At 45.4% G+C, this 23,602-nt stretch carries 16 protein-coding genes, 6 tRNA genes and 2 pseudogenes; 4 read left to right on the top strand and 20 right to left on the bottom strand.

Annotated features, from left to right (window positions below):
* Nucleotides 1–90: 90 nt before the first annotated feature.
* The 6 genes and pseudogenes from BUC01_RS01885 to BUC01_RS01855 all read right to left on the bottom strand — a co-directional run.
* Nucleotides 91–1,203: an AAA family ATPase gene (locus BUC01_RS01885; RefSeq protein WP_025832386.1), complete on the bottom strand. Its 1,113-nt coding sequence runs from the start codon at nucleotides 1,201–1,203 to the stop codon at nucleotides 91–93.
* A gap of 1 nt (nucleotide 1,204) precedes the next feature.
* Entirely contained in the window at nucleotides 1,205–1,906 is a 702-nt protein-coding gene (locus tag BUC01_RS01880; RefSeq protein WP_073312546.1) for an RNA ligase family protein, read from the bottom strand.
* A 65-nt stretch (nucleotides 1,907–1,971) separates the two neighbouring features.
* Entirely contained in the window at nucleotides 1,972–3,369 is a 1,398-nt protein-coding gene (locus BUC01_RS01875) for an RtcB family protein (protein WP_025832388.1), read from the bottom strand.
* A gap of 1,535 nt (nucleotides 3,370–4,904) precedes the next feature.
* Nucleotides 4,905–6,218 (bottom strand): Gfo/Idh/MocA family protein, encoded by a 1,314-nt coding sequence (locus BUC01_RS01865; protein WP_025832392.1) that lies wholly within the window; start codon nucleotides 6,216–6,218, stop codon nucleotides 4,905–4,907.
* Between the two features lie 94 nt (nucleotides 6,219–6,312).
* A pseudogene (locus BUC01_RS01860) lies at nucleotides 6,313–6,712 on the bottom strand (SDR family NAD(P)-dependent oxidoreductase); the annotation flags it as partial.
* A gap of 72 nt (nucleotides 6,713–6,784) precedes the next feature.
* Nucleotides 6,785–6,979, bottom strand: a pseudogene (locus BUC01_RS01855) (mannonate dehydratase); the annotation flags it as partial.
* Between BUC01_RS01855 and BUC01_RS01850 the strand changes: the two are divergent.
* A complete protein-coding gene (locus BUC01_RS01850) occupies nucleotides 6,938–7,381 on the top strand; it encodes a transposase (protein WP_073312544.1) in 444 nt (147 codons plus the stop codon). The pseudogene BUC01_RS01855 and the gene BUC01_RS01850 sit on opposite strands and share 42 nt — an antisense overlap.
* 208 nt (nucleotides 7,382–7,589) lie before the next feature.
* Here BUC01_RS01850 and BUC01_RS01845 read toward each other — a convergent pair.
* The 8 genes from BUC01_RS01845 to BUC01_RS01810 form a co-directional block, all read right to left on the bottom strand.
* A tRNA-Gly gene (locus BUC01_RS01845) sits at nucleotides 7,590–7,665 on the bottom strand.
* Between the two features lie 31 nt (nucleotides 7,666–7,696).
* Nucleotides 7,697–7,778, bottom strand: a tRNA-Leu gene (locus tag BUC01_RS01840).
* 26 nt (nucleotides 7,779–7,804) lie between these two features.
* Nucleotides 7,805–7,877 (bottom strand) — tRNA-Gly (locus BUC01_RS01835).
* A 19-nt stretch (nucleotides 7,878–7,896) separates the two neighbouring features.
* A tRNA-Leu gene (locus BUC01_RS01830) sits at nucleotides 7,897–7,980 on the bottom strand.
* Nucleotides 7,981–8,023: 43 nt separating this feature from the next.
* Nucleotides 8,024–8,105 (bottom strand) — tRNA-Leu (locus BUC01_RS01825).
* 26 nt (nucleotides 8,106–8,131) lie between these two features.
* A tRNA-Gly gene (locus BUC01_RS01820) sits at nucleotides 8,132–8,204 on the bottom strand.
* A 111-nt stretch (nucleotides 8,205–8,315) separates the two neighbouring features.
* Nucleotides 8,316–9,458 (bottom strand): carboxynorspermidine decarboxylase, encoded by a 1,143-nt coding sequence (gene nspC / locus BUC01_RS01815; RefSeq protein ID WP_025835201.1) that lies wholly within the window; start codon nucleotides 9,456–9,458, stop codon nucleotides 8,316–8,318.
* A 17-nt stretch (nucleotides 9,459–9,475) separates the two neighbouring features.
* Nucleotides 9,476–11,851 carry an ATP-dependent helicase gene (locus BUC01_RS01810; protein ID WP_073312542.1) on the bottom strand — a complete coding sequence of 792 codons (2,376 nt, stop codon included), beginning with the start codon at nucleotides 11,849–11,851 and terminating at the stop codon, nucleotides 9,476–9,478.
* A gap of 67 nt (nucleotides 11,852–11,918) precedes the next feature.
* On the opposite strand from BUC01_RS01810, the gene BUC01_RS01805 reads away from it, so the two are divergent.
* A complete protein-coding gene (locus tag BUC01_RS01805) occupies nucleotides 11,919–13,655 on the top strand; it encodes a hypothetical protein (RefSeq protein WP_025835200.1) in 1,737 nt (578 codons plus the stop codon).
* Between the two features lie 88 nt (nucleotides 13,656–13,743).
* On the opposite strand, the gene BUC01_RS01800 is transcribed toward BUC01_RS01805, so the two are convergent.
* From BUC01_RS01800 to BUC01_RS01780, 5 genes are read right to left on the bottom strand one after another with little or no spacing between them, the layout of a single operon-like run.
* The gene (locus tag BUC01_RS01800) at nucleotides 13,744–14,715 is read right to left on the bottom strand and encodes a hypothetical protein (protein WP_025835198.1); all 972 of its coding nucleotides are present in this window, start codon (nucleotides 14,713–14,715) and stop codon (nucleotides 13,744–13,746) included.
* A gap of 39 nt (nucleotides 14,716–14,754) precedes the next feature.
* The gene (locus BUC01_RS01795; protein ID WP_073312540.1) at nucleotides 14,755–15,759 is read right to left on the bottom strand and encodes a hypothetical protein; all 1,005 of its coding nucleotides are present in this window, start codon (nucleotides 15,757–15,759) and stop codon (nucleotides 14,755–14,757) included.
* A 2-nt stretch (nucleotides 15,760–15,761) separates the two neighbouring features.
* Complete coding sequence (locus tag BUC01_RS01790) at nucleotides 15,762–16,691, bottom strand: hypothetical protein (RefSeq protein ID WP_025835196.1); 930 nt, start codon at nucleotides 16,689–16,691, stop codon at nucleotides 15,762–15,764.
* A gap of 27 nt (nucleotides 16,692–16,718) precedes the next feature.
* Nucleotides 16,719–19,025 (bottom strand): hypothetical protein, encoded by a 2,307-nt coding sequence (locus BUC01_RS01785; RefSeq protein WP_025835195.1) that lies wholly within the window; start codon nucleotides 19,023–19,025, stop codon nucleotides 16,719–16,721.
* 47 nt (nucleotides 19,026–19,072) lie between these two features.
* A complete protein-coding gene (locus BUC01_RS01780; protein ID WP_025835193.1) occupies nucleotides 19,073–20,941 on the bottom strand; it encodes a tetratricopeptide repeat protein in 1,869 nt (622 codons plus the stop codon).
* 231 nt (nucleotides 20,942–21,172) lie between these two features.
* On the opposite strand from BUC01_RS01780, the gene BUC01_RS01775 reads away from it, so the two are divergent.
* Nucleotides 21,173–21,769: a superoxide dismutase gene (locus BUC01_RS01775; protein WP_073312657.1), complete on the top strand. Its 597-nt coding sequence runs from the start codon at nucleotides 21,173–21,175 to the stop codon at nucleotides 21,767–21,769.
* Between the two features lie 156 nt (nucleotides 21,770–21,925).
* Nucleotides 21,926–22,534, top strand: coding sequence for a thiamine phosphate synthase (locus BUC01_RS01770; protein ID WP_025835191.1), 609 nt, complete (start codon nucleotides 21,926–21,928; stop codon nucleotides 22,532–22,534).
* Between the two features lie 17 nt (nucleotides 22,535–22,551).
* Here the strand turns inward: BUC01_RS01770 and BUC01_RS01765 are convergent, their stop codons facing one another.
* Complete coding sequence (locus BUC01_RS01765; RefSeq protein ID WP_025835189.1) at nucleotides 22,552–23,436, bottom strand: sensor histidine kinase; 885 nt, start codon at nucleotides 23,434–23,436, stop codon at nucleotides 22,552–22,554.
* Nucleotides 23,437–23,602: the final 166 nt, after the last annotated feature.

Genomic DNA, 23,602 nt, shown 5'->3' with positions numbered 1-23,602 from the left:
GTGTTTTGGCTGTAAATCGGCGCAAAGATAAATCTAATTTTTTGAATACTTGTTCAAAAGATTATTGTTCGTGCGGGGTGGACTTAAAATTTATTTGCTGATGAGGTACATCACCTCATGTGCTTCCGTCAATTGTGGAGTTTCCAGTCTGTCGAGCATTGCATCCAGTACCGCTTCCGGAACCATAAATTCCCGTTCACGATTTTGTTTCCTCCATACCGCATACGGCTTTTCGATATAAACAATCTTCACTTTAGCCCCGTAAGTGAGAAATAAATCAATCAGTTGCGAGCGTATTTGCTTTGAGGTATTGGTTGCATTCCACACAAAGCCCTGCTGTTTACGCAGATAGTTGCGGGCTGTTTCCTTGGCTTCCTGTACCACTCTGCCATTGGCAGCTTTATCCGTAGGGCTAACTTTATGCTTTCGCCGGATGTCATCGAGGCTTATCACAGGAATATTCTGTGGCAATGTACGGATATAATGATCTTTCCCCATTCCCGGCAAACCGGATAATAAGATAACTTCACACCGGAAATTATCATGCGGAATGTAATCTATATACCCATCCTCCGCTTGAAAGTACTGAAAGCGGGCATGACCCGTTGCAAAGCTTCGTGCCTTTCCCCAGCAATCCTGTTCACGGCAAAGCATCTCGAATAACTCGGCAGCTTCCATCAATGCAGGCTTATCTTTGCAGATACGTCCCTGAATATCCGCCACAGCAAGCATTTTCAGTAAACGTGTATTCACTCTGAGAGATGCTTCGCACAGCTTCTTCACAGGATTCTCCCGCTCCATAATCCAAACCGGCAAACCATGATAACGCACCAGCGCAGCAATGTTCTCCCGGATATGAAACGGAGTAGGAATATCCCTGTAAAGAATTGTGCGTGCTGTATATTCCCCACGCCTGGCATGTCCCTTGGAAGTGATAATACCGTTTCCTTCATCTACAGAAGTAGAACGTTTCTCCACATCATGAAGTAAAGCTGCCGTCCACAATATTTCCTGTTCCTGTGCAGGCAAAGCCCGATATTCCGGCTGTTGCTGCAATGCCTCCAGTACCATGCGGGTATGCACGGCCACACTACCTTCTTCGTGATGCAAATGGTGCTGCATCACGAAGTTCATATCTTGTACCCACCGGAACTGTTGTTCCAGTGAGTCCCAATTTTTATTATCTGTCAGTTTCCAATTCATTTTATTCCTCCTTTCTTATTTCCCAGATGAGGCGGGCACGCTTCCAATTGCGTGTCCAGTGCTCATCGGTCTTCACATGCCCCTTGCGTACGTACTTGAATACGTTGCGGGCAAATTCACTTACAGGATATTCACCTATATTACGGGTGACTACCCCTTCGCGGGTACAATCTGCGCCTGTTTGTGGATCGCGTGTTCCGAACACACCCGGTTCTTGTGCCAGACTAACGACTTGTTGCTGCAATGCTTCCCGCGTCAATCCTTCTACTGTTTCCACTTGTAATTCGGGCACCGTAGGCAAGTCGAACAGAGCGGCATAGAATTTCACTTCCTCCCACGACAGCCACTGATCCAGACAACGCACGGCAAACACATAAAAGTGTGTTTCCAGTTTGCGATACTCTATCGAGTGTATGGCATACAGGTTTTCACCGAATATCTCGATGTCCCCCAAGTCGTTTTTCATGAGTTCCCAACGTTCGCGCAGTTCCCTGGTCCACGGTGAGGTGGTAGGCGCTGCATGCGAGCGGGCAAATACACCGTGGCGGTTCAGACAATTATTTTCTCCGTCCAGCTTTTCGGTGTGTATCAGGGTTTCTATCTGTTGGATGTCTTCCCAATACGTATGGTTGATGCGGTCGTCACTGGTCGTTCCGGGAGAAAACGGATAATGATATGTGCGACCATATTTTTCTGATAACATAAGTTGCTCCTTTCTTTTTAAATCATTCATCTCCTTTAAATTAGCGGTTCCTGAATACTAGCCTCTTACTCTTTATTCATCCTTACGATGCGCGGCATGAATTTGCCCTGCACTTCTACCAATGTCTCCTGGGGTTGCATCACCCGGTCGATGTTCTTGTAGGCTAATGGCATCTCTTCGATGCTGCCCCCAATCAGTGTGACTCCGGCCTGCGAGAGAAATTTCTTCATGGCCGACTGGGTGAAACTCTCCTTTGCCTTCTGGCGTGACATAGCCCGTCCGGCACCGTGCGAAGCGGAACATAACGACTCTTCCACACCCCGGCCTACTACCAGGTAACCGGGAGTTGCCATACTTCCGGGGATAAGTCCCGGTTGCCCTGCCTGTGCAGGAGTGGCTCCTTTGCGATGCACGATGGCGGTGCGTCCGGGTGCAATCTCCTCTTTCCAGGCGAAGTTGTGATGATTGTTCACGTTTGCCATTGGCTTCAGGCCCAGAACTTTAGATAGGTTTAGGTGGATTTGTTCGTGGCAGGCACGGGCGTAGTCGCCCGCCAGGTTCATGCTCATCCAGTATTCCTGTCCTTCTTCCGAGTTCAAGTCGAGCCAGGCAAAATGTTGCGCTTCACGCGGTAGTTTGCAGACTTCACGGGCTATCTGGCTGTAATGCATGGCAATAGCTGCTCCCAGTCCGCGCGAACCGGAATGTGACAGCAATGCCATATAATTGCCTTCGGGCAGTCCCAGCACATTTTCTCCTTGCAGAAGAAGCTCTCCGAACTCCACGAAGTGATTTCCACCACCGGAACTGCCCAATTGGCGGATAGCCTTCCCACGTAAGTCCCTCAGAAGAGGTGTTAAACGGAATTCTTCCCGTTCTGTCACTTCGTGTTCCTGTGCAAAGGTCAGACCACCCTCCATGCCGAAGTGGGTGTAGTCTTTCAGTGCCTCTTTTATCTGATGCGAGTATCTTTTCAGATAATCCGCTTTGGCATCGAACACCGTCAGACTCATCCGACAACCGATGTCCACCCCTACGGCATAGGGGATGACGGCATTGTCCGTGGCGAGTACACCACCGATGGGCAGACCGTATCCGGCATGTGCATCGGGCATCAGTGCACCGGCTACGCTGACGGGGAGCCTCATGGCCAGATTCATCTGCTGTTTGGCGAGGGTTTCTATGAACTTGCCGCCATAGGTTTTATAAGGCAACGGCTCTTCGAGTAAGTCATATGCTGTGAACTTCTTTTCGATGAGGGTGGGGGACAGGTGTTCGGCCAGTTTGCCCCATGTCTCATTCTCTTTATAAGTATCGGGATTTTCCAGCACGTCGCTCAGTGTCTTGATAATCTGTTCTTTGCTTTGGTGCTTGCAATGTTTGCCGACGATGGCTACTGCTAGACTGCGTGCTACATTGTCTCTATATCCCAGCTTACTTAAATCTTTTAATCGTATTCCCATATTTTCTTTTTCATGTGTATGCATACGGCATGAGCTGCCCGCCTCGTGACGGGGCAATGCAATATGCGTTTTGCACCCAATGCATGGGATGATGATAGGTACAACACTATCCGTCCACTGCATTGAAGTGAATAATAATAAAATTATAAATGTGATTGTAGGACTAATCAAGAAAATTGCAAAGCCCCATCATCCCGATGAGTCAACTTAGTCCTGGCTGAGATATTATAGTTCCAACATAAATTAGTCCCTTTCTTTCTGTTTTAAAGGGGTGAATACTGTGTTTAACGGCGGCAAAAGTAATGCATCTTTTTAAAGTATGCAAGGAAAAGGAACGTTTTTTTGCAGATGTAAACAGTTAGAGTGTCTTCTTACAGCATCAATCCTTGGAGTCTGTATGGCATAGTCCGGACTGAACAGCTCAAAGATATTCTAAAGAATGGGTAAGTTTTGAGAGATAAAATTAGCGATGATCGTCTTTTAAGCCATACTCATCCCACCATTCCCTGTATTCGTGAGATAGGGGAGTAGTGGGTATTTCTTTATACTGTTGTATTTGTTTTTGAAGTGAATTTATCACTATGTATTTTTCTTCCAACGTAACACGAAGGATCGCAAGTACCAGAATCAATGTCATGTATATGCAGAAAGCGGCAATGTGTATAAAGAGGAAGAAATTTCGTTTTCTTCTGTTGTAGGGGTGTGATGAGTATTTCATAATATTTGAAATTGAGTTATAATATGTAGTTTATGTGATAGTTCTTCATTGTGCATGAGTAATGCTGATGCTCTAAATGAATAAATCTGTAATAGAATGCCAGATAGATAGGACTGGACTGAGGCTTGCCGAGTATTAAATTACCGACAAACTGTATTTTGTCTCTTACTTCTTTGAGGCATGTTGAACTGAGGGTTTCAAGCACTTCATGATCCTGCGTTTTTATAATATACATGGCAGATGTTTTTCCTTGTTGTATAAGCAAGATTATTTTGTACCATCGGGAGTTTTGTCTCGTGAGTACTTTGTAGTATTTGATAATGGGTGTTTGCATGTTCAAGACTGTTAAAAAGAACGCACCTAAAACAGTTTACTATCCCTACTGAGGTCTGCAACAACCCGGACAAGCTAATAAACTGAATAGGTGCGCATATCGTAAGTTATTGAACATACGAATGACCCTTCAGTTTAGGCTTGTCCATTTTTGAAGTTGCAGTTTCAGTATGGAGACTAAACTAAATTCTAAAAAATGTACTCCATCGTGAAGTACATTGCAAATATAAGCGAAAAAGATTAATAATGCGAGTTTATAGTTGAATTAATATAGGCAGAGTACCAATTACTCCAAATGGTAACTTTATTAACATGCTGGGGTAACTTTATTAACTCCACATGGTAACTCTATTTACATGCCGAGGTAAAGGTCGTTACATACCGATGTAAAGGTCGTTACAATATGATGTAAAGGTCGTTACATCCTGCGGTAAATGCTTTTACATTAAGAGAAAAATGATTGGTAAATGCAATGATATGGTTATTAGAGTGTTATCTGTTTTTCTTCCTGTCTTGAAACGCTGGGAAAAGTCTTCCATGCGCCTCGCGTGAAGTCGGGTATTTCTACCGGGCGACTGCCATTCAGTACCGATTGCTCACTAAGCTCAGTGATGCACGACCATTCGGCGGCATCGTAAACGTCCATATCCAGAGGAAGTCCGTGGTGCAGGCAGTAGATGAGGCGGTAATCCATGATATAGTTCATCTCGTTTGGGGCGCCTTTGAGGGCGCCTTCTTTGCCGATGGTAGCCGTAAAAGGATGTTGATAGCGTTGCAAGAGTTCTTCGGTGGTTACGCTGGCTACCTCTCCGGCGGCTGTACCGAGCCCCCCTTCGCTATGCGCATCTTCCAGACTGATTGTGGCTACCGGGTATTTCTGTGCAAATCCTTGCGTGCCGCAGATGGTATGCGAACGGCTGTAAGGACGCGGATGAACGGTGCAGTATTGTAACTGGATGGTTTTTCCCTTGACGGTATGGATGAGGGTGGTGTTCATATCTCCCAACAGGTAAGCCTGTTGTGCTTCGGGGGATTCTTTGCCGAAAGTGCGACGGGCATATTCCGTCATTCCCGCTTGGTGGGTGGACATGGATACAAGGTAATTCAAACGGTCGCCCCGGTGGATATTCAGGATCTGGCATACGGGACCTAAACCGTGAGTGGGATAGGGGTTTCCGGTGTGTTCCATGCAGTAAGCTTTGTTCCAGTGGTTATGGAAACCGCCTTGGTTTTCATCGCTGAAGTACATGGAGCGCAGGTCGTGTATATAAGCACCTTCCACGTGCATGATTTCACCGAACAGACCTTGTCTTGCCATATTCAGCGTGGTCAGGGCAAAGGCATCATAGCAACAATTTTCCAGCATGATGCAGTGGCGGCGGGTGCGTTCAGCGGTGTCTACCAGTTGCCAGCACTCGACTACGGTCATGGCGGCGGGCACTTCGATGGCGACATGCTTGCCTTGCTTCATGGCGTAGGTGGCCATAGGGGTATGCGTCAGCCAGTCCGTACATATAATGATGAGGTCGATATCAGGGTTGCAACACATCTGTTGCCAGCCGTTTTCTCCGGTATAACCGGTTGCGGCGGGATGTCCGTCTTTTGTCAGTAGAGCTTGTCCTTTTGCCAGGTTTCCGGGGCGTATCTCACACAACGCTTTGATCTCTACGTGCTCTATGAGCATATAACGCTCTAACGTGAGTAATCCGCGATTGCCTAAGCCTATGAGTCCGATGCGTACAACGGGAATAGGAGGATGAGCCAAGCCCAGGACATGGGTAGAAGGTTCGTTTTTCATTGAAATAGTGTATAGGTTAAATTGAAATTGCTACAAAGATATTTATTCTCAATAAAAAAAACTGCCTCTTGGAAGCAGCTTTTTAGAATAAAATTGAAAATGCTTTTTTGCTGCGGTTTGTCAGCGAACCGTCAGGATTGATAAGCACGGCACGGTTTTGGTCGCCGATGAAGAACCTAGGAGCGATGGCATTCACACGGATGCCGTCTCCGTACTTCAGTGCGAGTTCGCTTGCCAGCCACTGAGTGGAGTTAGCAACAGCTGTCTTATTTTTCAAGGCTGGCAATGTCCAATACATTACCTACGATGCCGATCACATCTTCACCGTAAGCTTTCAGTTCTTCTACCCGTTTGTCCAGTTGTTCCTGACGGATGTCAACGGCTACTACTTTGGCGCCTTGCTCTGTGAAACATTTGGCAATGCTGCCACCCAATACACCACCTGCACCGGTGATAACGGCTACTTTATCTGCAATACTGAATTGTTCGTTCATAATCTCCTTATTTAATTTTTAATTATTAGTTTTTAATTGTTTATTTCGTCCTGTACCACTGCCATCATTCCTTCTACCTGTGTTATGCTCGCCTGCACTGAGAGAACCGGCACAGAAGGTCAGTCCGTTGTGCGGGTTATCCACGGCATTCAGGAACCAGGCGATGTCTGCTTCGTTGGTGACAATACGCGGCAAACCTAACACTTGGAACGGAGGATCATCGGAATGGACACACATATTTACGCCATATTCTTCGCATACGGGCATCTTACACTGGATTTTCCACTTGTCAAGCATTTTAGTAAATGGACTGAATCCCAAAGAATACGTGCGGAAATCATATTCGAACATTATCCGGAATTGAAATCAGTTTACGACTTGGCCATAGAGTTGACCAATGTGTATAATAAGCACTATGATAAGGATGTGGCACGTGGAAAGCTTGCCTTGTGGTACAATAAAATAGAAAAGCTTGGATATGGATGTTTCAGAACCGTAACAAATACCATGCAGAACTATTATGAAACAATACTAAACTATTTTGTTAACAGGGAAACAAATGCATTTGCAGAATCATTCAATGCAAAAATTAAAGCGTTCAGAGCACAGTTTAGGGGAGTCGGAGATATACCATTCTTTATTTTTAGATTATGCAAACTAACAGTGTAGATTTAACATACCCACAGGGTTTTCGGACTGACCCGGTTTTCGGACTGACCCGGTTTTCGGACTGACCCCGTTTTGGCCGTCAAACCGTTTTTTGGGGGGAATGCTTAAAGATACAAAAAAGGCAACTAACTCGCAATGAATTAGTTGCCTTAAATTTTATTATCTTAGGAATATCCCTAATTATTAATTTCTTAAGTTGTTATGAGAATGGAGCGGAAAACGAGACTCGAACTCGCGACCCTAACCTTGGCAAGGTTATGCTCTACCAACTGAGCTATTTCCGCATTTGATGACCCTCTTTTCACAAAGAAGAAGTGCCCAGAACAGGACTCGAACCTGCATGCCTCTCGACACACGCACCTGAAACGTGCGCGTCTACCAATTCCGCCACCTGGGCATTAGGTAATTGCAACTATGTGCTTGAGCGGAAAACGAGACTCGAACTCGCGACCCTAACCTTGGCAAGGTTATGCTCTACCAACTGAGCTATTTCCGCATTACAAAATGACTTAGCGTGAAGAGGAGGAGACTCGAACTCCCACAACATTCCTGTCACTACCACCTCAAAGTAGCGCGTCTACCAATTCCGCCACCTCTCCATACTACATTCATATTTTCAAAGAACTAATTGCCTCACCTATGTGCCCAGAACAGGACTCGAACCTGCATGCCTCTCGACACACGCACCTGAAACGTGCGCGTCTACCAATTCCGCCACCTGGGCATTAGGTAATTGCAACTATGTGCTTGAGCGGAAAACGAGACTCGAACTCGCGACCCTAACCTTGGCAAGGTTATGCTCTACCAACTGAGCTATTTCCGCGTTTGCGGTTGCAAAGGTAGATATTTTCTCTAAACCTGCAAACATTCCGGCTATTTTTTTCGCGAAGAAAAGTACACATCTATCCCTGTATACACGGCAGTTTTTTGATTATCAGCTCATTCTATCCCGATAATCTTCATAAAAAAATTGCCTGAATATTTCCGCTTTCCCTTCTTTTGTCCACATTGCGATGGCAGGATGGTGGATTCCATTGAACATATTCGTTTTTACCATCGTGTAGTGAATCATATCTTCGAAGACAATCCGTTCGCCGATCTGCAGCTCATGATCGAAACTCCAGTCGCCCATATAATCGCCGCTCAGACACGAATTACCGCCCAGGCGATAGACATGACAGCCACCATTATTTCCCATTTCAGCACCACGCACGGCAGGCTGGTAAGGCATTTCAAGACAGTCGGGCATATGACAGGTAAAACTCACATTAAGAATGGCGGTACGGATGCCACGGCTTTCCACAATATCCACTACTTGGGAAGTCAGCACACCGGTCTGCCAGGTGAAAGCCGAGCCGGGTTCCAGGATAATGCGCAAGTGCGGGTGACGGGCACGTAGGTCTTGCAGCAGTTGAATAAGATGCTCCACGTCATAGTCTTTGCGTGTCATCAGATGGCCGCCGCCCAGGTTCAGCCATTTGATTTGCGGAAACCAGCGGGAGAATTTTTCTTCCAGGCGTTGCAGCGTCCGTTCCAGTTCATAGGAAGAGGACTCGCAATGGCAATGGCAATGAAAGCCGTCAATACCTTTCGGAAGGGTTTCGGTCAATAAATCCGCCGTTATGCCGAAACGGGTGCCGGGAGCGCAGGGATTATAAAGTTCAGTCTCTACTTCTGAATATTCAGGATTGATGCGGATGCCACAGGAGATACCGCTCCCCTCTCTCAGCACCGCAGGATAGAAGCGGCAGAACTGAGACAGTGAGTTAAAAGTGATATGGCTGCTACAACGCATGATTTCAGGAAAATCAGCTTCCGTATAGGCCGGAGAGTATGTATGTGCCTTGCTACCGAATTCTTCCAGAGCCAGGCGCGCCTCGTAAACGGAACTTGCCGTAGAGTGCTCTATATACTCCCTGAATATGGGAAACGAACGCCACATGGCAAACGACTTGAATGCCAGGATAATTTCTACTCCGGCACGGTCGGCAACGCTTTTTATAAGGGCGAGGTTCTTTCTCAGCAATTCTTCCTCCATGATGTAGCACGGAGAGGGGAAACAATTGAAATCTATCATAAATAGTATTTTTTCATTTAACCGATAATCTTAAAACGGGCAAAGCGCAATAAAAGTTGCTTGTCGCCCGCATTCTTGAAATGAATAGTCGCTTTGGCATTATCGCCATTGCCTTCTACCTTCATCACTTCTCCCAGTCCAAAACGTTCGTGCTCGATAAGCTGTCCCGGCTGCACAGCCATTGCCGAAGCGGAAGACGGCGCGGCAGGTGACACGGACGGAGTCACCCGTTTCAGATTGCGCGGCACGCTCGGAGCAATAATCTGTTGCTTGGGACGCTGGGGAGTTTCCTTTCCAGCGTTATACGACGCTTCCTTCCCAGCATTATACAATGACTCGCGGGCATGAGGCGAACGAGAGAACCCGCTACTATTTTCCCTACGGAAATGTACCGCCTCTTCATCAATCTTACTGCCCAGCCCCGCATCCTGGGGCAAGCGCAGGAAGCGGATATCAATGTCTTTCAGAAAACGGCTGGGACTGCCGAATTCCATTTTTCCATAGCGGAAACGGGTGCGGGCATACGAAAGGAAACAATGCTCCTCTGCACGCGTAATGGCCACATAGAACAAACGCCTCTCCTCCTCCAACGCACGAGGAGAATCTCCCACCATACCGCTGGGGAAAAGATTTTCTTCCATTCCCACCACAAATACATTTCTAAATTCCAGTCCTTTGGCAGAATGGACGGTCATAAGCGTTATTTTCTCATCATCCTCATTGTCCGAATCCTGGTCAGTCAGCAATGATACTTCCGATAAAAAGTCTGTCAGTGAAATATTAGGATTACCCTCTTCCAAGCGCAAAGCACAGAAATCGCTCATGCCATTCACTAATTCCTCAATATTCTCTTTACGGCTCAGGTTCTCTGGCGAATTGTCCTGGCAGACATCATTAATAATGCCGGATTGACGGATAATCTCCGTACCAATCTCATAGGCATTCTTCTCCATTACCCCTTCTATAAATCCACCGATCAGGTCACGGAAGCCCTGCAGTTTAGAGTGCGTGCCTTTATTTAAATTCAATCCATACGTCAGCGGCTCACAGAGCACAGCCCAAAGACTGATATTATTTTCCGTAGCAGCGGTGATAATTTTGCCTACTGTCGTATCACCGATGCCACGTGCCGGATAATTGATAATACGCTTGAACGCTTCCTCATCATTAGGATTTACCACCAGACGGAAGTAAGCTATCACATCCTTTATTTCTTTGCGCTGATAAAAAGACAAACCGCCATAAATGCGATAAGGCATACCCCGCTTACGCATAGCTTCCTCAAACACACGGCTTTGCGCATTGGTACGATAAAGTATGGCGAAATCCGAATAGGCGTAATGCTCCGAACGACGCAACTCAGCAATCTTATTGACTACAATATCTCCTTCTTCCACATCACTGTATGCCTGAAACACACCGATGGCTTCCCCTTTCTCCTTTTCAGAGAAGACCTCCTTACGTATCTGTCTCTCATTCTTTTCAATCAAACTGTTGGCAGCGCAGACAATGGTTTGCGTAGACCGATAGTTCTGCTCCAGCTTGAATACTTTCGTATTGGGGTACACTTTTGTAAAATACAATATATTGTCAATATCCGCCCCCCGGAAAGAATAGATACTCTGCGCATCATCCCCTACCACACACACGTGCTGATGCTCCTTTGCCAACTGCAACACAATACTGTGCTGGGCATAGTTGGTATCCTGATACTCATCTACCAGAATATACCGGAACTGTTCCTGATAACGTGCCAGCACTTCGGGGTGATCCCTGAACAATATAAAGGTATAAAAGAGTAAATCGTCAAAATCCATCGCATCCGCCTGCCTGCAACGATCCCAATAACGATGGTAAATATCCCGGATAGCAGGCATCTTGGCGGCACAATCCCCTTCATAAGCCTCCTTGTTGGCAGCATATCCCGCAGGGGACACCAGGTGGTTTTTCGCATTGGAGATGCGTGCCTGCACACTGCCCGGCTTATACACTTTCTCATCCAGCCCCATCTCCTTAATGATAGAGCGCACCAGACTCTTGCTGTCCGCCGTATCATAGATAGTAAACTGCGAGGTAAAACCGATGCTCGCCGCTTCCGCATGCAGGATGCGCAGGAAGATGGAATGGAATGTACCCATCCACAAATGACGTGCCCGCTGTTCTCCCACCTGCCGGGCGATACGCTCTTTCATCTCACGGGCGGCCTTGTTGGTAAAAGTCAGCGCCAGGATATTCCAGGGCTGATAATCATTTTCCAGCAAATAGGCTATTTTATAGGTCAGCACCCGTGTCTTCCCGGAACCCGCACCGGCTATCACCAGCGACGGACCCTCGTTGTAGAGCACTGCAGCGCGCTGTCCTTCATTCAATTCTTCGATATAATTCGTATTCATGTATGCAAAATTAAAAGAATCTTTTTATATTTGTACAATGTTATTCTAACTAAAATCACAGAGGACTATGGAACAAATCAAAAATATGCGACTTTATATTTCTTTTATGTGCCTGTTGGCATTCTTGTGCGCCTCACCTGCAATGGCGCAAAAGCAGAGTAAAGTAGAAAAACTCTTGAAGTTTCTGGTAAACAACGAGAATGACAAGTTCACAAAAAACCGTGACAAATTAGACACAGAAACCGCAACCGCCTTTGAAGCGGAAGTCAAGCTGATCGACCTGTGCGACCAGATATGGAACCAGCAGGAAGTAACCGTAGCCAAGGATTATTTCCAGGCTTATGTGGATGCCGCCAAAGGCAGTTTCCTTTCCATTTGCCAGGAAGCCGGCGTAGATCCCGGCGCCATCCGCAAACGTATGGAGAGCAGCATCAGCGCCATTCTGGATGAATATCCCAACAAGCTGGTCTATTCCGGCACATTGGTAGAAGCCGTCAAGGCATCCGGATACGAATTATCCGATGAAGTCAGCAAACATCTCTATGATGTGCATGAAGAGGAATTGTGGAAAGACTTCGTGCGCAACAAGAACATTCCGAAATGCGAAAAATATCTGACTGAGTATGCAGATGGCAAGTATAAAGCAGAAGCCATGATAGAATACAATCGTCTGTTGTTCCAAACCGTACAGAAATCACCATCCGCCAGCAATTTTAAGAGATTCTTTGATCATGACCGTCTCAATACATTCTTCGACGGACGTTCCAAGCGGGAGTCCATGGCGCAAGCCCTCTCCCTCTACGACGATTATCTCTACGGAAATATCTGCAAAGCGCAGGCCATCGCTTCCATCAAGCAAGCCATTGCGGAATACGAACAGGCTTCTTATCTGAGCCCGTCCGACAAGAAATATACGAATACATTGGAGTACAAAAAAGACAGTATCGACTATGAGACTTTGAAGCTGGAAGTGAATTCCCCAAGCAAACTGGGGCTCATCAAAGAGTATCTCCAGACTCATAAATACAAGGAATTCCGCGATAAAGCCAATAAGCTGCGTGTGCCTTTCGAGCAACAACTGGTGTGGAGCAACCCCACCGTCATCCAGTCCTACAGCCGCGGACTCCTGATGAAGTCCAACGAAATGAAAGATGGAAAGAATACTCAAAAGACCTACACGTATGACGAGAATGGAAGGCTGGTAAGCATCAAGGAGGTTATAGAAGATAAAGGAACCACCACCCTGCAGACCAACTTCCTCTACAACCCGCAAGGCAATTGCGTAGAAGAGGTGCAGGTGAACCAAAGAGGCATGAAGGAGGTTTATAAGCGCCTCCGCACTTTCAGCACGCTGGGCATAGTGCTTACCGATTCCACTTTCCACCAGAACGGAAAACTGACCGTGAGAAAATATCATCCGCAACTCAATCTTCCGACGGAAGAAACAAACTATGAGAAGAATGTTCCGGTATCCTCCGTTGTCAACCAATACGGCAAGAACGGGCAGATAGTGAAACGGGAGGAAACTTTCCCGCTGATGAAAGACCCGCTTCCTACCCAGGTGAGCAAACAAACCGACGTGTACGAGTACGACCCTTACGGCTACCTGACTAAGATTACGTTTGAAAAGACCCTTGTCAACAGTGAAAAGACCAGCGGTTCACTCATCTTCCTGTATGATGAGTTCGGTAATCAGATAGACAGTAATGCTTATTATGAATATGACAACACCGGACGCTGGATACAAAAGACAGACCGGGGAGATGCCAAGAATACAGAGAAAATACAAGTAATTTATCAATAGGATGTCGAATTAGAACAACGACTCCCCTTTATGATGCAAATAAAAAAGCTGCCCATTGTGTGGCAGCTTTTCTATTTTTCTTCTTTCTCTACGCCAAGCGTTGGGCAATCTCCTGAATGGAGAAGGAACCGTCCAAAACACGTACCTGAATCTTTCCGTGCAACAAGTTGAAGAAGAAATCAGCCACTTTCTCCGGAATGATTTCACAGAGTTCCCCATTTGCACCGACTCCCAGGTCATAGGTTTTCAGCAACTGGCTTCCCAATGCAGTAGCCCCTATCAGGAAGTGATTCCGCAGCTTATCCACATTGACCAAATCGGCAGCCAACACTTTTCCCACTACCGAATAACAATGCACCAACACTTTCTCATCTCCTTCAAAAAGCTGGGATTCCTGTTCGTCGGAGTAAGTGTTCATCTCTATGATACCTGTACTCTCCATCTCGGGGGTTCCTGCATAAAGGGCGCCCAAGTCCGCCAGACTCAGATTGAACAGACGGGTCTCGCTCATGACCTGCATCTCTTCGCCACTGAAAGCACTGGGCAACAGTAGCTTTATATCTCCGCTCACCGATACCTGCTTTGCATTGAAAGTCCCTACAATACAGTCTTTCATATTCAGTTTGGCCGTAGCGAAAACACCGCCCAGCACAATACAGTCTTCCAGTATGACCTCATCCGCAAATATGCTTCCGGCAACAAAAGTATTGCACAACTTGACTGTCTTTCCGTTAATGTCAGCCATGAACATCAGACGGCAATCACGGGCATACGACACCAACGAGTCCGAGGTAGCCACCGTCTTACGCAGGATAATGTTCCCTTTCGCATTATTACTGATATGGAACTCCAGTTTGGTGAACACCGCACCGCGTATTTCCACATCCCCATTTTGTATTTCCAGCTTGCGGGCATATACAGCCCCTTCTACGATAGTATCATTTTGTATCAGCACATCCCTCTCCAACTCAGCGGATGTGCGGGGGAGAATAGAACCTTTTACCAGGTTTTCACTTAATATCACTCCATTCTCCAGACTTATCACTTTCAATTCTTTCATAACTTTACTTCTATTTTATAGAACACAAGTAACGGCATCTCACGATAAAAAATCTCCGGCAAGTTTCCTCATCATCCCGGCTACCCGCTTGTCGTGTTCCGAAGAACCTAATCTTTGAATCTCTCTCTCCAGATGTTTTCCGATGCGCTGCTTATCCTCTTGCGTCATGGCAGGTATGGATGCTTGCTGAACATTCTGACGTACTTTCCAGTCATTGACTCCCATACGTGCGGTTTGCTCATTCATCACGATCTCAGTTTCTTTTCCGCCACCGACACCGGTTTTCTCAACAACAACAACCGGCAACATCCAACGGGCATTTCTGCATCCGCCAATCAGCACATGTTCTATATGACTGGCCAGTTGCTTTTGTCCGAGCAAGTATTGCTTGGCACTCTCTATCAATCCGGCAGCCCGCTGCTTCACTGTGATAGCAGAAATATGTGCCTGTACATCCAACTGCTCTTTATGCCCCACCAATGCCATTGCCGAAAGAGAAGAGTCCGTGTTGCGCAGCTGTTCCTTACTGCTGCTTTCTACAAAACGGAAGCAAGGTTCCATCAGCATGTGGATGCGTTGCAGCAATTCACGGTCCAGATTCTCAAAGACACCGGAATAGCGGGTGGTCAGGATGTCATAATCATCTTCCATCACCGATTTACGGTTGGCCAGCTCTTCGGACTGAGACTGCAACTCGCTATATACGGCTTCTACATTGGAACATTCCTCCATGTTCTGTATATCCAGGCTGGCGGTTATATATCCCAGAAAACCTTTAGATATACGTTTGCCAATCTGCTGCGTGCTGGCTATCTTATGGGCAACCTCGGCCGCATTGCACGCCACAACAGAGTTGCGCAAACTCTCGATGTGCTTGCTGCAATCCTGTACGCTGCTATTATAAGGATGGTCGTCTATCTCCAGATAGATATCAATCGGTTCTTCCAGAACAACGGTCTTGGAAGCTGACTTATCGCCTACGGTAAGTGTCACAGTTTCACTTTTCCGTATCACGTCATGCAGGATATGTCTTCGTCCTCCCATAATCAGCCCTCCTTCGTGTTAAGCCAGGTTTCATTCCGGGCTATGAGTTTCTTCATGTTCTCTTTCACCCTTTCACTAAGGTCGGAAGTTGCAATCAGGCGCTCAAGCTTCCCGGCCACCATCCGCTGAGACTCCATCGAGATGTTTTCCCATCCGCTGCTTTCAATCTTACGCTCCATGCCTTCACGTATCTTCATGCAGGAGTGTTGACCGATAAGTTGCTCCAATCCCGAAGGTAGTTTAGTTTCCATAACTTCTCCCGCATCTCCCCGTTTCACCAACAAGATGGCCGGTAAATATCGAAAGACGGATTTGCCAACAAACGAATTCAACTTGATTTTTTGCATCTTGGCACTCTGCTGTTTGCAGGTGGTGAGGAAGTTGGTCATTTGTGCAATCAAAGCTTGCGCATTGTGCTTGACGTGTGCGGCGGCAATAGCCTGAGAAGTGGACAAAGATTCGGTTTGGTTGACCGGTACAGAAGCTATCTGATAGTAGACGCGGTTCAGGGTGTGCGTTATGTCCTGCTCACAAAAGCGAATGACGGGTTTATCCAGCTCATGAATACGATTGTGAAGAGCTGTGTCCAGTCCTCTGAACAGTTTGGAATAACGCCCTGTCAAAATCACAAAGTCATCATCCATTCTCTTTTTCAAATCAAGCAATGCGCCCCCCTGCTCCTCCAGCTCAGAGAAATACGCATTCACAGCGCTCAATGCCGTAGCATTTTTCTGTTCTATCTGCGAAGCGACCAGTGAGAAGAAGCCTTTATTCAGCCTTTTGCATAGTTTGTTCGTAGCATCCCTCTCAGCGGCTATGACTGCTGCCTCCATAGCAACAACTGCTGTAGTGACCCCACTGACCTTATCAGATACGGTATCTATCTTATTGGCCATGTCGCGGGTATCGACTGTAACATCATATTTTGCCATAATCTTTAATTTTCAAATTTATGAATGCTATTTATCCTTTTCAAGATCACTTAAATCGTCCAAATCATCCAGATCGCTCAAGTCATCCAGGTCGTCCAGACCACTCAAATCATCCATTTCATCCGAAACTTCAGGAGTTGCAGGGGTTTCGGGGATAACAGGGGCTTCGGAAGCAACAGGAACTTCTGAAACAACAGAAGTCTCGGAAGCAACAGGAGCTTCGGAAGCAGCAGGAGTCTCAGATTCTTTCGGAACTTCCGCTTCCTCTGAAGTCTCTGACATTTCAGGCTTTGCCGCTTCTACATCAGGGCTCATTCTGATTGTTTTTTCAGCTTCTTCCATATGTTGGGGAGCATACACCGAATATTCCATCGCGTCGCTATCATCCACCAGTTCAGCATGATGATCCAACGTTGCCTCCTGGCTGTTTTCTGCAATTTCCTGCAAGGAATCGGTAGCTACCCGCGCTATATCCAAAGACATATACTCTTCCACACATTCTTCAACGGCAGGAGCCGGCGGCATATTGGAAGCAAATGCATAGAATGGATTGATACTTGCCAAAGGACGGCGCCGGTCATCCAACAGGGCTACATTATCATTGGCGTCCACTATTTTCTTTGCCATTCCGTCGCGAAGGCTGGCATCGAAATACTCAATATATCCATATTCTTTAGCCTTCTTATTAATATCACCCTGCAAAAACTTCATGTATTCTTTAAACTCTTCCTGAATTTGCTTGAAGTCATCGGACTGCTCGGCAAACTGTTTCGCATTTTTGCCCAACTGATCTACTTCTTCCAACTCCTGGGTATCTCCATCCATCATCTGTTGCAGCATGCGGGATTTCATCCGGTCGAGACGTTCAAAGGTGGATTGCGCGGCAAGAAGCTTTGTCAGATTACTACGCATAATGTTGATGAGGTCGTCACCCGAAGTCCGGTTACGTCCGTAGAAGTCCTGGGTTTCACGATGCCACTGGTTCAGATAATCACGCTTCTGATTATCAATGTCATTGTAGATATCCAAACGGTTCAGGCGTGTCTCTGCCAACAGGTTTTGCACGATAGGCGCCACAATTTCCTCTTGTATCTGACTGATACCATAAGGCATTGTCGTGCGGCTGCCGTCTTCCGCAACCCATGAATGGTCTTTCATGTCATAACGCACACGCGAACTTTCTTTCAGTTGGAAAGGTGTATAGTTCTCAACCGTATCGCGAAAGTTAAAGTTTGTCTGGCGGATTTTCTCCAGTTCATCCTTTTCCAGCTTCGGCGAATAATGGTTATGGGACGTTTTCAGGATAGTAAACAATAACTGATTGGAGCTATCCACCAGTGAATTAGTCGATTTTACCTTTGCTGCAGCGATGGTCTGCACAGCATACCCCACATTTGAAATCAAACGGCGTAATACATCTTCAAATTGCTCGCTCTGGTCGGACAGAGAACGGCGCATGGCATTCAGTGAATTAAATTGTTCTATTTCCTTATCATACGCTGCCGTATCAAATACATTCAGCACAGGCGCTCCCGATGGGTTGGCCGTACCATATTCATTCAAATAAGAAATGACAGGCGAATCGGGAGGGATTACAGGCATTCCCACAGAAACCGTATGCAAGTCAGACAGGTAATAAGCACTGTCGCGCAGATTACGATCCATACGTCCAAAGTAGTCATAGAACTTCACTTTAGGTATAGATGTTGAATAATCTTCTGTGGAAACCTCTTCCACTCCCTTGCTTTCCTCTACCAAAGGAGCAGTGGTAGAGAGTTCGTCCAGTTCCCGCAGTTTTTCTGAAAGTGCTCCCTGGTTATTGACTAATTGCAGTTCGAAGTTCTGTACCGGGCTGTTTCCCGTATGGTCGATTACAAAACTCTTATTCTCAAAAGGAACCTGACTGGCAACAGGAACATAAACCACTCCCATCTTCTCAATCTTATAGTCCCTGAATATCTGTTGATGCTTATTCTCCAACTCTTTCAAGTCCACCCCGACATCTTCTATCGATTTACCGCTGGACTTAAACATCTTATAGTTTTTTATTCCCCAATAGAGGCCTCCCACGGCAATGGCAATACTAAGCCATCCTATCACCGCTATCAATGCAAGTCCGACAACAAGAATTCCAATTCCCACATACATTTGCGTCTGGGCTTTTTTCTTGCCCGCAGCATTGAGCGTAAGTGAATTCTTTAATTCTCCCATCTCCTTTTCCAATTCTTCCTCTTGCGACACTATCTTTTCCGCCGCATCTTTATAAAAATCAAAAAGGATTTTCGCTTGATCCTGATACAAGTCTTGCGAAGAAGAAAAAACCTTTCCTTTCATACCTGATATGTTTTTTATAGTAAATAAATAAAATAAGATCTGCGTTTCTAATTGTAACCTAATTCCAGCAGTTTGCGTTCAGCCAGCGCAAAGCCCTTCGCCTTGGATTTCCGATACCACATAACGGCCTCAAAGATATCGATACCAACCCCTTTTCCCGTTTCATACATGAGGCCGAGGCAATACTGCGCTTCTGCATTTCCGGCATTGGCCAAAGAGTGATAAATATCGAATGCTTTCTTGTAGTCACCATTTTGGGTTGCCTCCCTTGCTGCTTCCAGCGAATTGACCTGAACTTTCTTCTCTACCTTTGCCGGTTCTGCTTGCTGTTTCAGTTTATCTGCAGGAGTTTTTGTCTCGGGCTGAGATGTAGATTGAGGCTGCTGCTCCGCTTTGGGCTCCTCCTTTTTCGGCTCGACAGCTTTAGGCGCAGGAGTCGTTTCCGGTGCAACGACCGGTGCAGTAGCTACAGTGTCTTCTGCCACAGCCGTTGTATCTGCTACAACAACCGGAGTGACAGGAGGTTGTTCAGACTTTGTTCTGGTTACAAAATACACACAGACTGCAACGAGAACTAACAGCACACAGCTACCTATTATATAAAGAGGTTTCTTGGATTTCTTTTGAACATCAGGAATATCTTCCTTTCTTTCGGGTTCATATTGTTTGATTTCAGGCTCAGGCTGTTTGATTTCGGAATCAGGCTGTTTTACTTCAGAGTCAAGTTGTTTCGCTTCCACTTCCGGTTCTTTCATTTCGGATTCCGTTGTTTCTACTCCGATTTCCGACTGTTCTATTTCAGGTTCAACAGGTTGTACTTCCGGCTCAACAGTTTCAGCAACAGGCTCGCTTTGCTTAACTTCCGAATCATCCCCTACAACCTCAGGTTGGTCAGGCTCAACCTCTGTTCCAGAAGAGCCAACCTCAACTTCAGAAGAGTCAACCTCAACTTCAGCCGACGTTACCTCCGATTGAATTGGTTCCGGGTCGGACACTATTAACTCGGTTTCGGGTTCAGCAGGTTCAACCTCAGGCACAATCTGTTCAGCTTGCCCTACATTCTCTTCCAAACGTTCCGAATCATCCTGTTGAGATTCAGCTTCTTCCTGCACAGGTATAGATTCCGGCACAGGTTGTTCTTGTTCAAAGTCATGCAAATCAGGTTCTGCTGCAATCAGCTCTATTTCCGGTATACTCTGTTCTACTTCCTCCAGCAATGATATCTCTACAGGAATATCCAACAACACAGGCTCCTTTCCTGCTTTCCTATAAAACGCGTCCAATACTCCCCGGATAACGCTAAAGTAATAAACCTCCTCCTTAAACAACGACGGATAATTCAAATATAGTTGTTCTGCTATTTTCCAATACGCATCTTTATCAGAAGTATTGTCACAAGCTGCAAACCATTCATTCGCCTCTTTCAATAAAGGCAAGAAGCGCAGATTAATCCTAAGCACCTTCAGTTTTAGCACATTCAGGAAGTTCGCTTCACACAAATCAGCATATTCATTCAGATACTTCACCAATTTAGGCACCTTATCGGTATAAGGTTTTATCTGGGTACGCAACTTGTTTATAGCCATCTGACAGGCCTCTCCATCAGCCTGGGGCTTCTTGAAGTTTTCGGCAAGTACAGCCCATTCCGGCGCTATCTTCTTTAAAAGAACATGCTCCGCATTTTTCTGAAGAGCAGTCCGCAAAAGCTGAAAACGCTCTGCATCTTTCAGGTTCAACACAAACTTCTGAGGAAGTAAGTCTTTCCTGATAGCCTCTAACATAGCTACCAGTGAAACATTGTCCACTTCCAAAGCAGCAGCAATCTTTTCGCATTCCCTCAAAGTGAAACGTCCGTCCCTCTCAATTATAATCCGACGAATTCTGGTTATCTCATCCAACAAATATGCTCTATCCATAATATCAAATTCATAAAAAGTCTCTAAAAATACATATTATTTTCACCAAAACAACTTTTTTTCCAACTTTTCCGCACGTACAGTTCTATTTATCACGGTTTTCCGTGACAACCCACATGACAACTTCAAAAAAGTTTTATTGATATGAAAGAACATTTGCAGCTTATCAAACGTTATATTAGCAGAAACATAATTCAAGACAAATTTATGAATACGTTATTAACATCTTTAATGCTTATAATTATGACTCACGAAATGCCTAAACTTCCGTATGCAAATAATGCATTGGAACCTGTAATCAGTCAGCAAACCATAGATTACCATTATGGTAAACACTTACAAACATACGTAAACAACCTCAATAACCTGGTTCCGGGTACAGAGTATGAAAACAAGGATTTAGTGACTATAGTAGCCACTGCACCGGATGGAGCTATATTCAATAATGCCGGACAAGTTCTGAACCATACCCTCTACTTCCTGCAATTCTCCCCGAAACCCGCTCACAGCGAACCTACCGGGAAATTGGCAGAGGCCATCAAACGTGACTTTGGAAGTTTTGATAACTTCAAAAAAGAATTTGCTGCCGCTTCTGTAGGCTTGTTCGGCTCAGGTTGGGCTTGGTTGTCAGTAGACAAGAATGGCAAACTGCACATCACCAAAGAGGCTAACGGCAGCAATCCTGTACGTTCAGGTCTCACCCCGTTATTGGGCTTCGATGTTTGGGAACATGCTTATTATCTCGACTATCAAAACCGTCGTGCCGATCATGTAAATGCCCTTTGGGGAATCATTGATTGGGACGTAGTGGGCAGCCGAATGAAATAACAACAACATCATAAACTCTTTTTTAACGCACCTGCGGGAACAAGCACTCCCAAAGGTGCGTTTGTGTATCCGGTTCTAACATATTTTAAAGAAAAACCTTTCACACTGAAAGCATTTATCATTAACTTTGCTAAACATAAACGTTTAACAAAAGAAATGAAGCTCATTGTAGTCACAACACCCACATTTTTTGTGGAAGAAGACAAGATTATCACGGCGCTTTTTGAAGAAGGGCTGGATATTCTGCATCTGAGGAAGCCGGAAACACCTGCTATGTATTCCGAGCGACTTCTGACGTTGATTCCCGAAAAATATCATAGACGAATTGTCACTCACGAACATTTCTACCTGAAAGAGGAATTCGACCTTATGGGCATTCATTTGAATACACGTAACCCGAACGAGCCGCACGACTATTCAGGTCACGTCAGTTGCACTTGCCATTCCGTAGAAGAAGTAAAAAGCAAAAAACATTTTTATGATTATGTATTCATGAGTCCGGTGTATGATTGCATCACCAAACAAGGGACTCTTTCCGGTTACACACCCGAAGAATTGCGTGCAGCAGGAAAAGAAAGGATTATCGACACGAAAGTCATGGCTCTAGGAGGAATCACTCCCGACAACATTCTGGAAATAAAAGATTTCGGGTTTGGCGGTGCGGTTGTACTGGGCGACTTATGGAGTAAATTTAATGTCTGCACCGACCGGGATTATCTGGGCATCATCCGTCACTTTAAGAAACTAAAGGAAATGGCAGATTAAAAGCCGGACTCTATCAATCAGAACTTCCCGTATTCTTTGTACTCTATTCCGGCAGGTAAAGTAAAGTAGAACGTAGAGCCTTCTCCTTTCTTTGATTCCACGCCAATACCACCACCATAATGCTCTACAATGGATTTTGTGATAGAGAGCCCTAAGCCTGTACCACGGATATTGTAGTTCATTTTCACAAAACGCTCAAAAATGGCCCGACGACTGTCTTCGTCAATGCCACATCCCGTATCAGCCACATAAAAATAAAAGTTATTATTGCTCAGACGACGATACCCAATCTTGACACTACCCTGTTCCGTAAACTTCAAGGCATTCTTTACCAAATTGTTGACCACCTGTGCAAAACGTATCCGGTCTATCATCAAACGGCATTGAGGCAACTTCTCTACAAACTCCAGCAGAATACCCGATGGCCGAGGATGCGCATTCTCAACTGCACATATTTCATCAATCAGAGCGTTCACATCTACATCCCCGTCATTATATTCTATCGTATTGGCTTCTATTTTCGAGAAATCCAACAGGTCATTAATCATCTGAACAAGAAAGTCCTTATTGTCATTAATCTCTTTCAGGAAAAACATACGCTCTTCCCTACTCAGATTGTCAGTCTCTGCAAGTATGTTCGTAAAACCTACAATGGCATTAAGCGGAGTACGTATTTCATGCGTCATGTTGGCGATAAAAGCATTCTTCAACTGGTTGCTTTCTTCCGCCACTTCATTCAATTGTCGAAGAGTCTTCAAACGCTTGGTCTTGCTAATGGACACAATAATCATAATGACCAAAAGCAACAAAATAATTATTCCAAAACAAAGCAATAATATCTCATTTCTATGGATGAAATCTGTAGTGTTCAAAGCGTATAATGCGGAAAGGTCCGGCTTCATAAAGTTGGTTATTAAAAGATTATATAATCTAATGGCTTAAATGACGACAAATATACTAAAAAAAACAAATAGTTGATTATTAGATACATGTTTTTCAAAAAAAGATAGGCTGCAAACCTATCTAAAAAAGGTTTACAGCCTATAAATATAGATTTTCAGAAGTATT

Origin of the sequence: Bacteroides stercorirosoris (genome assembly GCF_900142015.1) — a bacterium.
GTDB lineage: Bacteria > Bacteroidota > Bacteroidia > Bacteroidales > Bacteroidaceae > Bacteroides > Bacteroides stercorirosoris.
The sequence above is the reverse complement of the archived record's forward strand: the minus strand, read 5'-3'. Positions and strand labels throughout refer to the sequence as shown.

What these genes read in the sequence shown, in the direction of transcription:
- BUC01_RS01885 (WP_025832386.1), bottom strand. Translation starts at nt 1,203, where the DNA reads ATGAATTGGAAACTGACAGATAATAAAAATTGGGACTCACTGGAACAA.
- BUC01_RS01880 (WP_073312546.1), bottom strand. Translation starts at nt 1,906, where the DNA reads ATGTTATCAGAAAAATATGGTCGCACATATCATTATCCGTTTTCTCCC.
- BUC01_RS01875 (WP_025832388.1), bottom strand. Translation starts at nt 3,369, where the DNA reads ATGGGAATACGATTAAAAGATTTAAGTAAGCTGGGATATAGAGACAAT.
- BUC01_RS01865 (WP_025832392.1), bottom strand. Translation starts at nt 6,218, where the DNA reads ATGAAAAACGAACCTTCTACCCATGTCCTGGGCTTGGCTCATCCTCCT.
- BUC01_RS01850 (WP_073312544.1), top strand. Translation starts at nt 6,938, where the DNA reads ATGGACACACATATTTACGCCATATTCTTCGCATACGGGCATCTTACA.
- nspC (WP_025835201.1), bottom strand. Translation starts at nt 9,458, where the DNA reads ATGATAGATTTCAATTGTTTCCCCTCTCCGTGCTACATCATGGAGGAA.
- BUC01_RS01810 (WP_073312542.1), bottom strand. Translation starts at nt 11,851, where the DNA reads ATGAATACGAATTATATCGAAGAATTGAATGAAGGACAGCGCGCTGCA.
- BUC01_RS01805 (WP_025835200.1), top strand. Translation starts at nt 11,919, where the DNA reads ATGGAACAAATCAAAAATATGCGACTTTATATTTCTTTTATGTGCCTG.
- BUC01_RS01800 (WP_025835198.1), bottom strand. Translation starts at nt 14,715, where the DNA reads ATGAAAGAATTGAAAGTGATAAGTCTGGAGAATGGAGTGATATTAAGT.
- BUC01_RS01795 (WP_073312540.1), bottom strand. Translation starts at nt 15,759, where the DNA reads ATGGGAGGACGAAGACATATCCTGCATGACGTGATACGGAAAAGTGAA.
- BUC01_RS01790 (WP_025835196.1), bottom strand. Translation starts at nt 16,691, where the DNA reads ATGGCAAAATATGATGTTACAGTCGATACCCGCGACATGGCCAATAAG.
- BUC01_RS01785 (WP_025835195.1), bottom strand. Translation starts at nt 19,025, where the DNA reads ATGAAAGGAAAGGTTTTTTCTTCTTCGCAAGACTTGTATCAGGATCAA.
- BUC01_RS01780 (WP_025835193.1), bottom strand. Translation starts at nt 20,941, where the DNA reads ATGGATAGAGCATATTTGTTGGATGAGATAACCAGAATTCGTCGGATT.
- BUC01_RS01775 (WP_073312657.1), top strand. Translation starts at nt 21,173, where the DNA reads ATGCTTATAATTATGACTCACGAAATGCCTAAACTTCCGTATGCAAAT.
- BUC01_RS01770 (WP_025835191.1), top strand. Translation starts at nt 21,926, where the DNA reads ATGAAGCTCATTGTAGTCACAACACCCACATTTTTTGTGGAAGAAGAC.
- BUC01_RS01765 (WP_025835189.1), bottom strand. Translation starts at nt 23,436, where the DNA reads ATGAAGCCGGACCTTTCCGCATTATACGCTTTGAACACTACAGATTTC.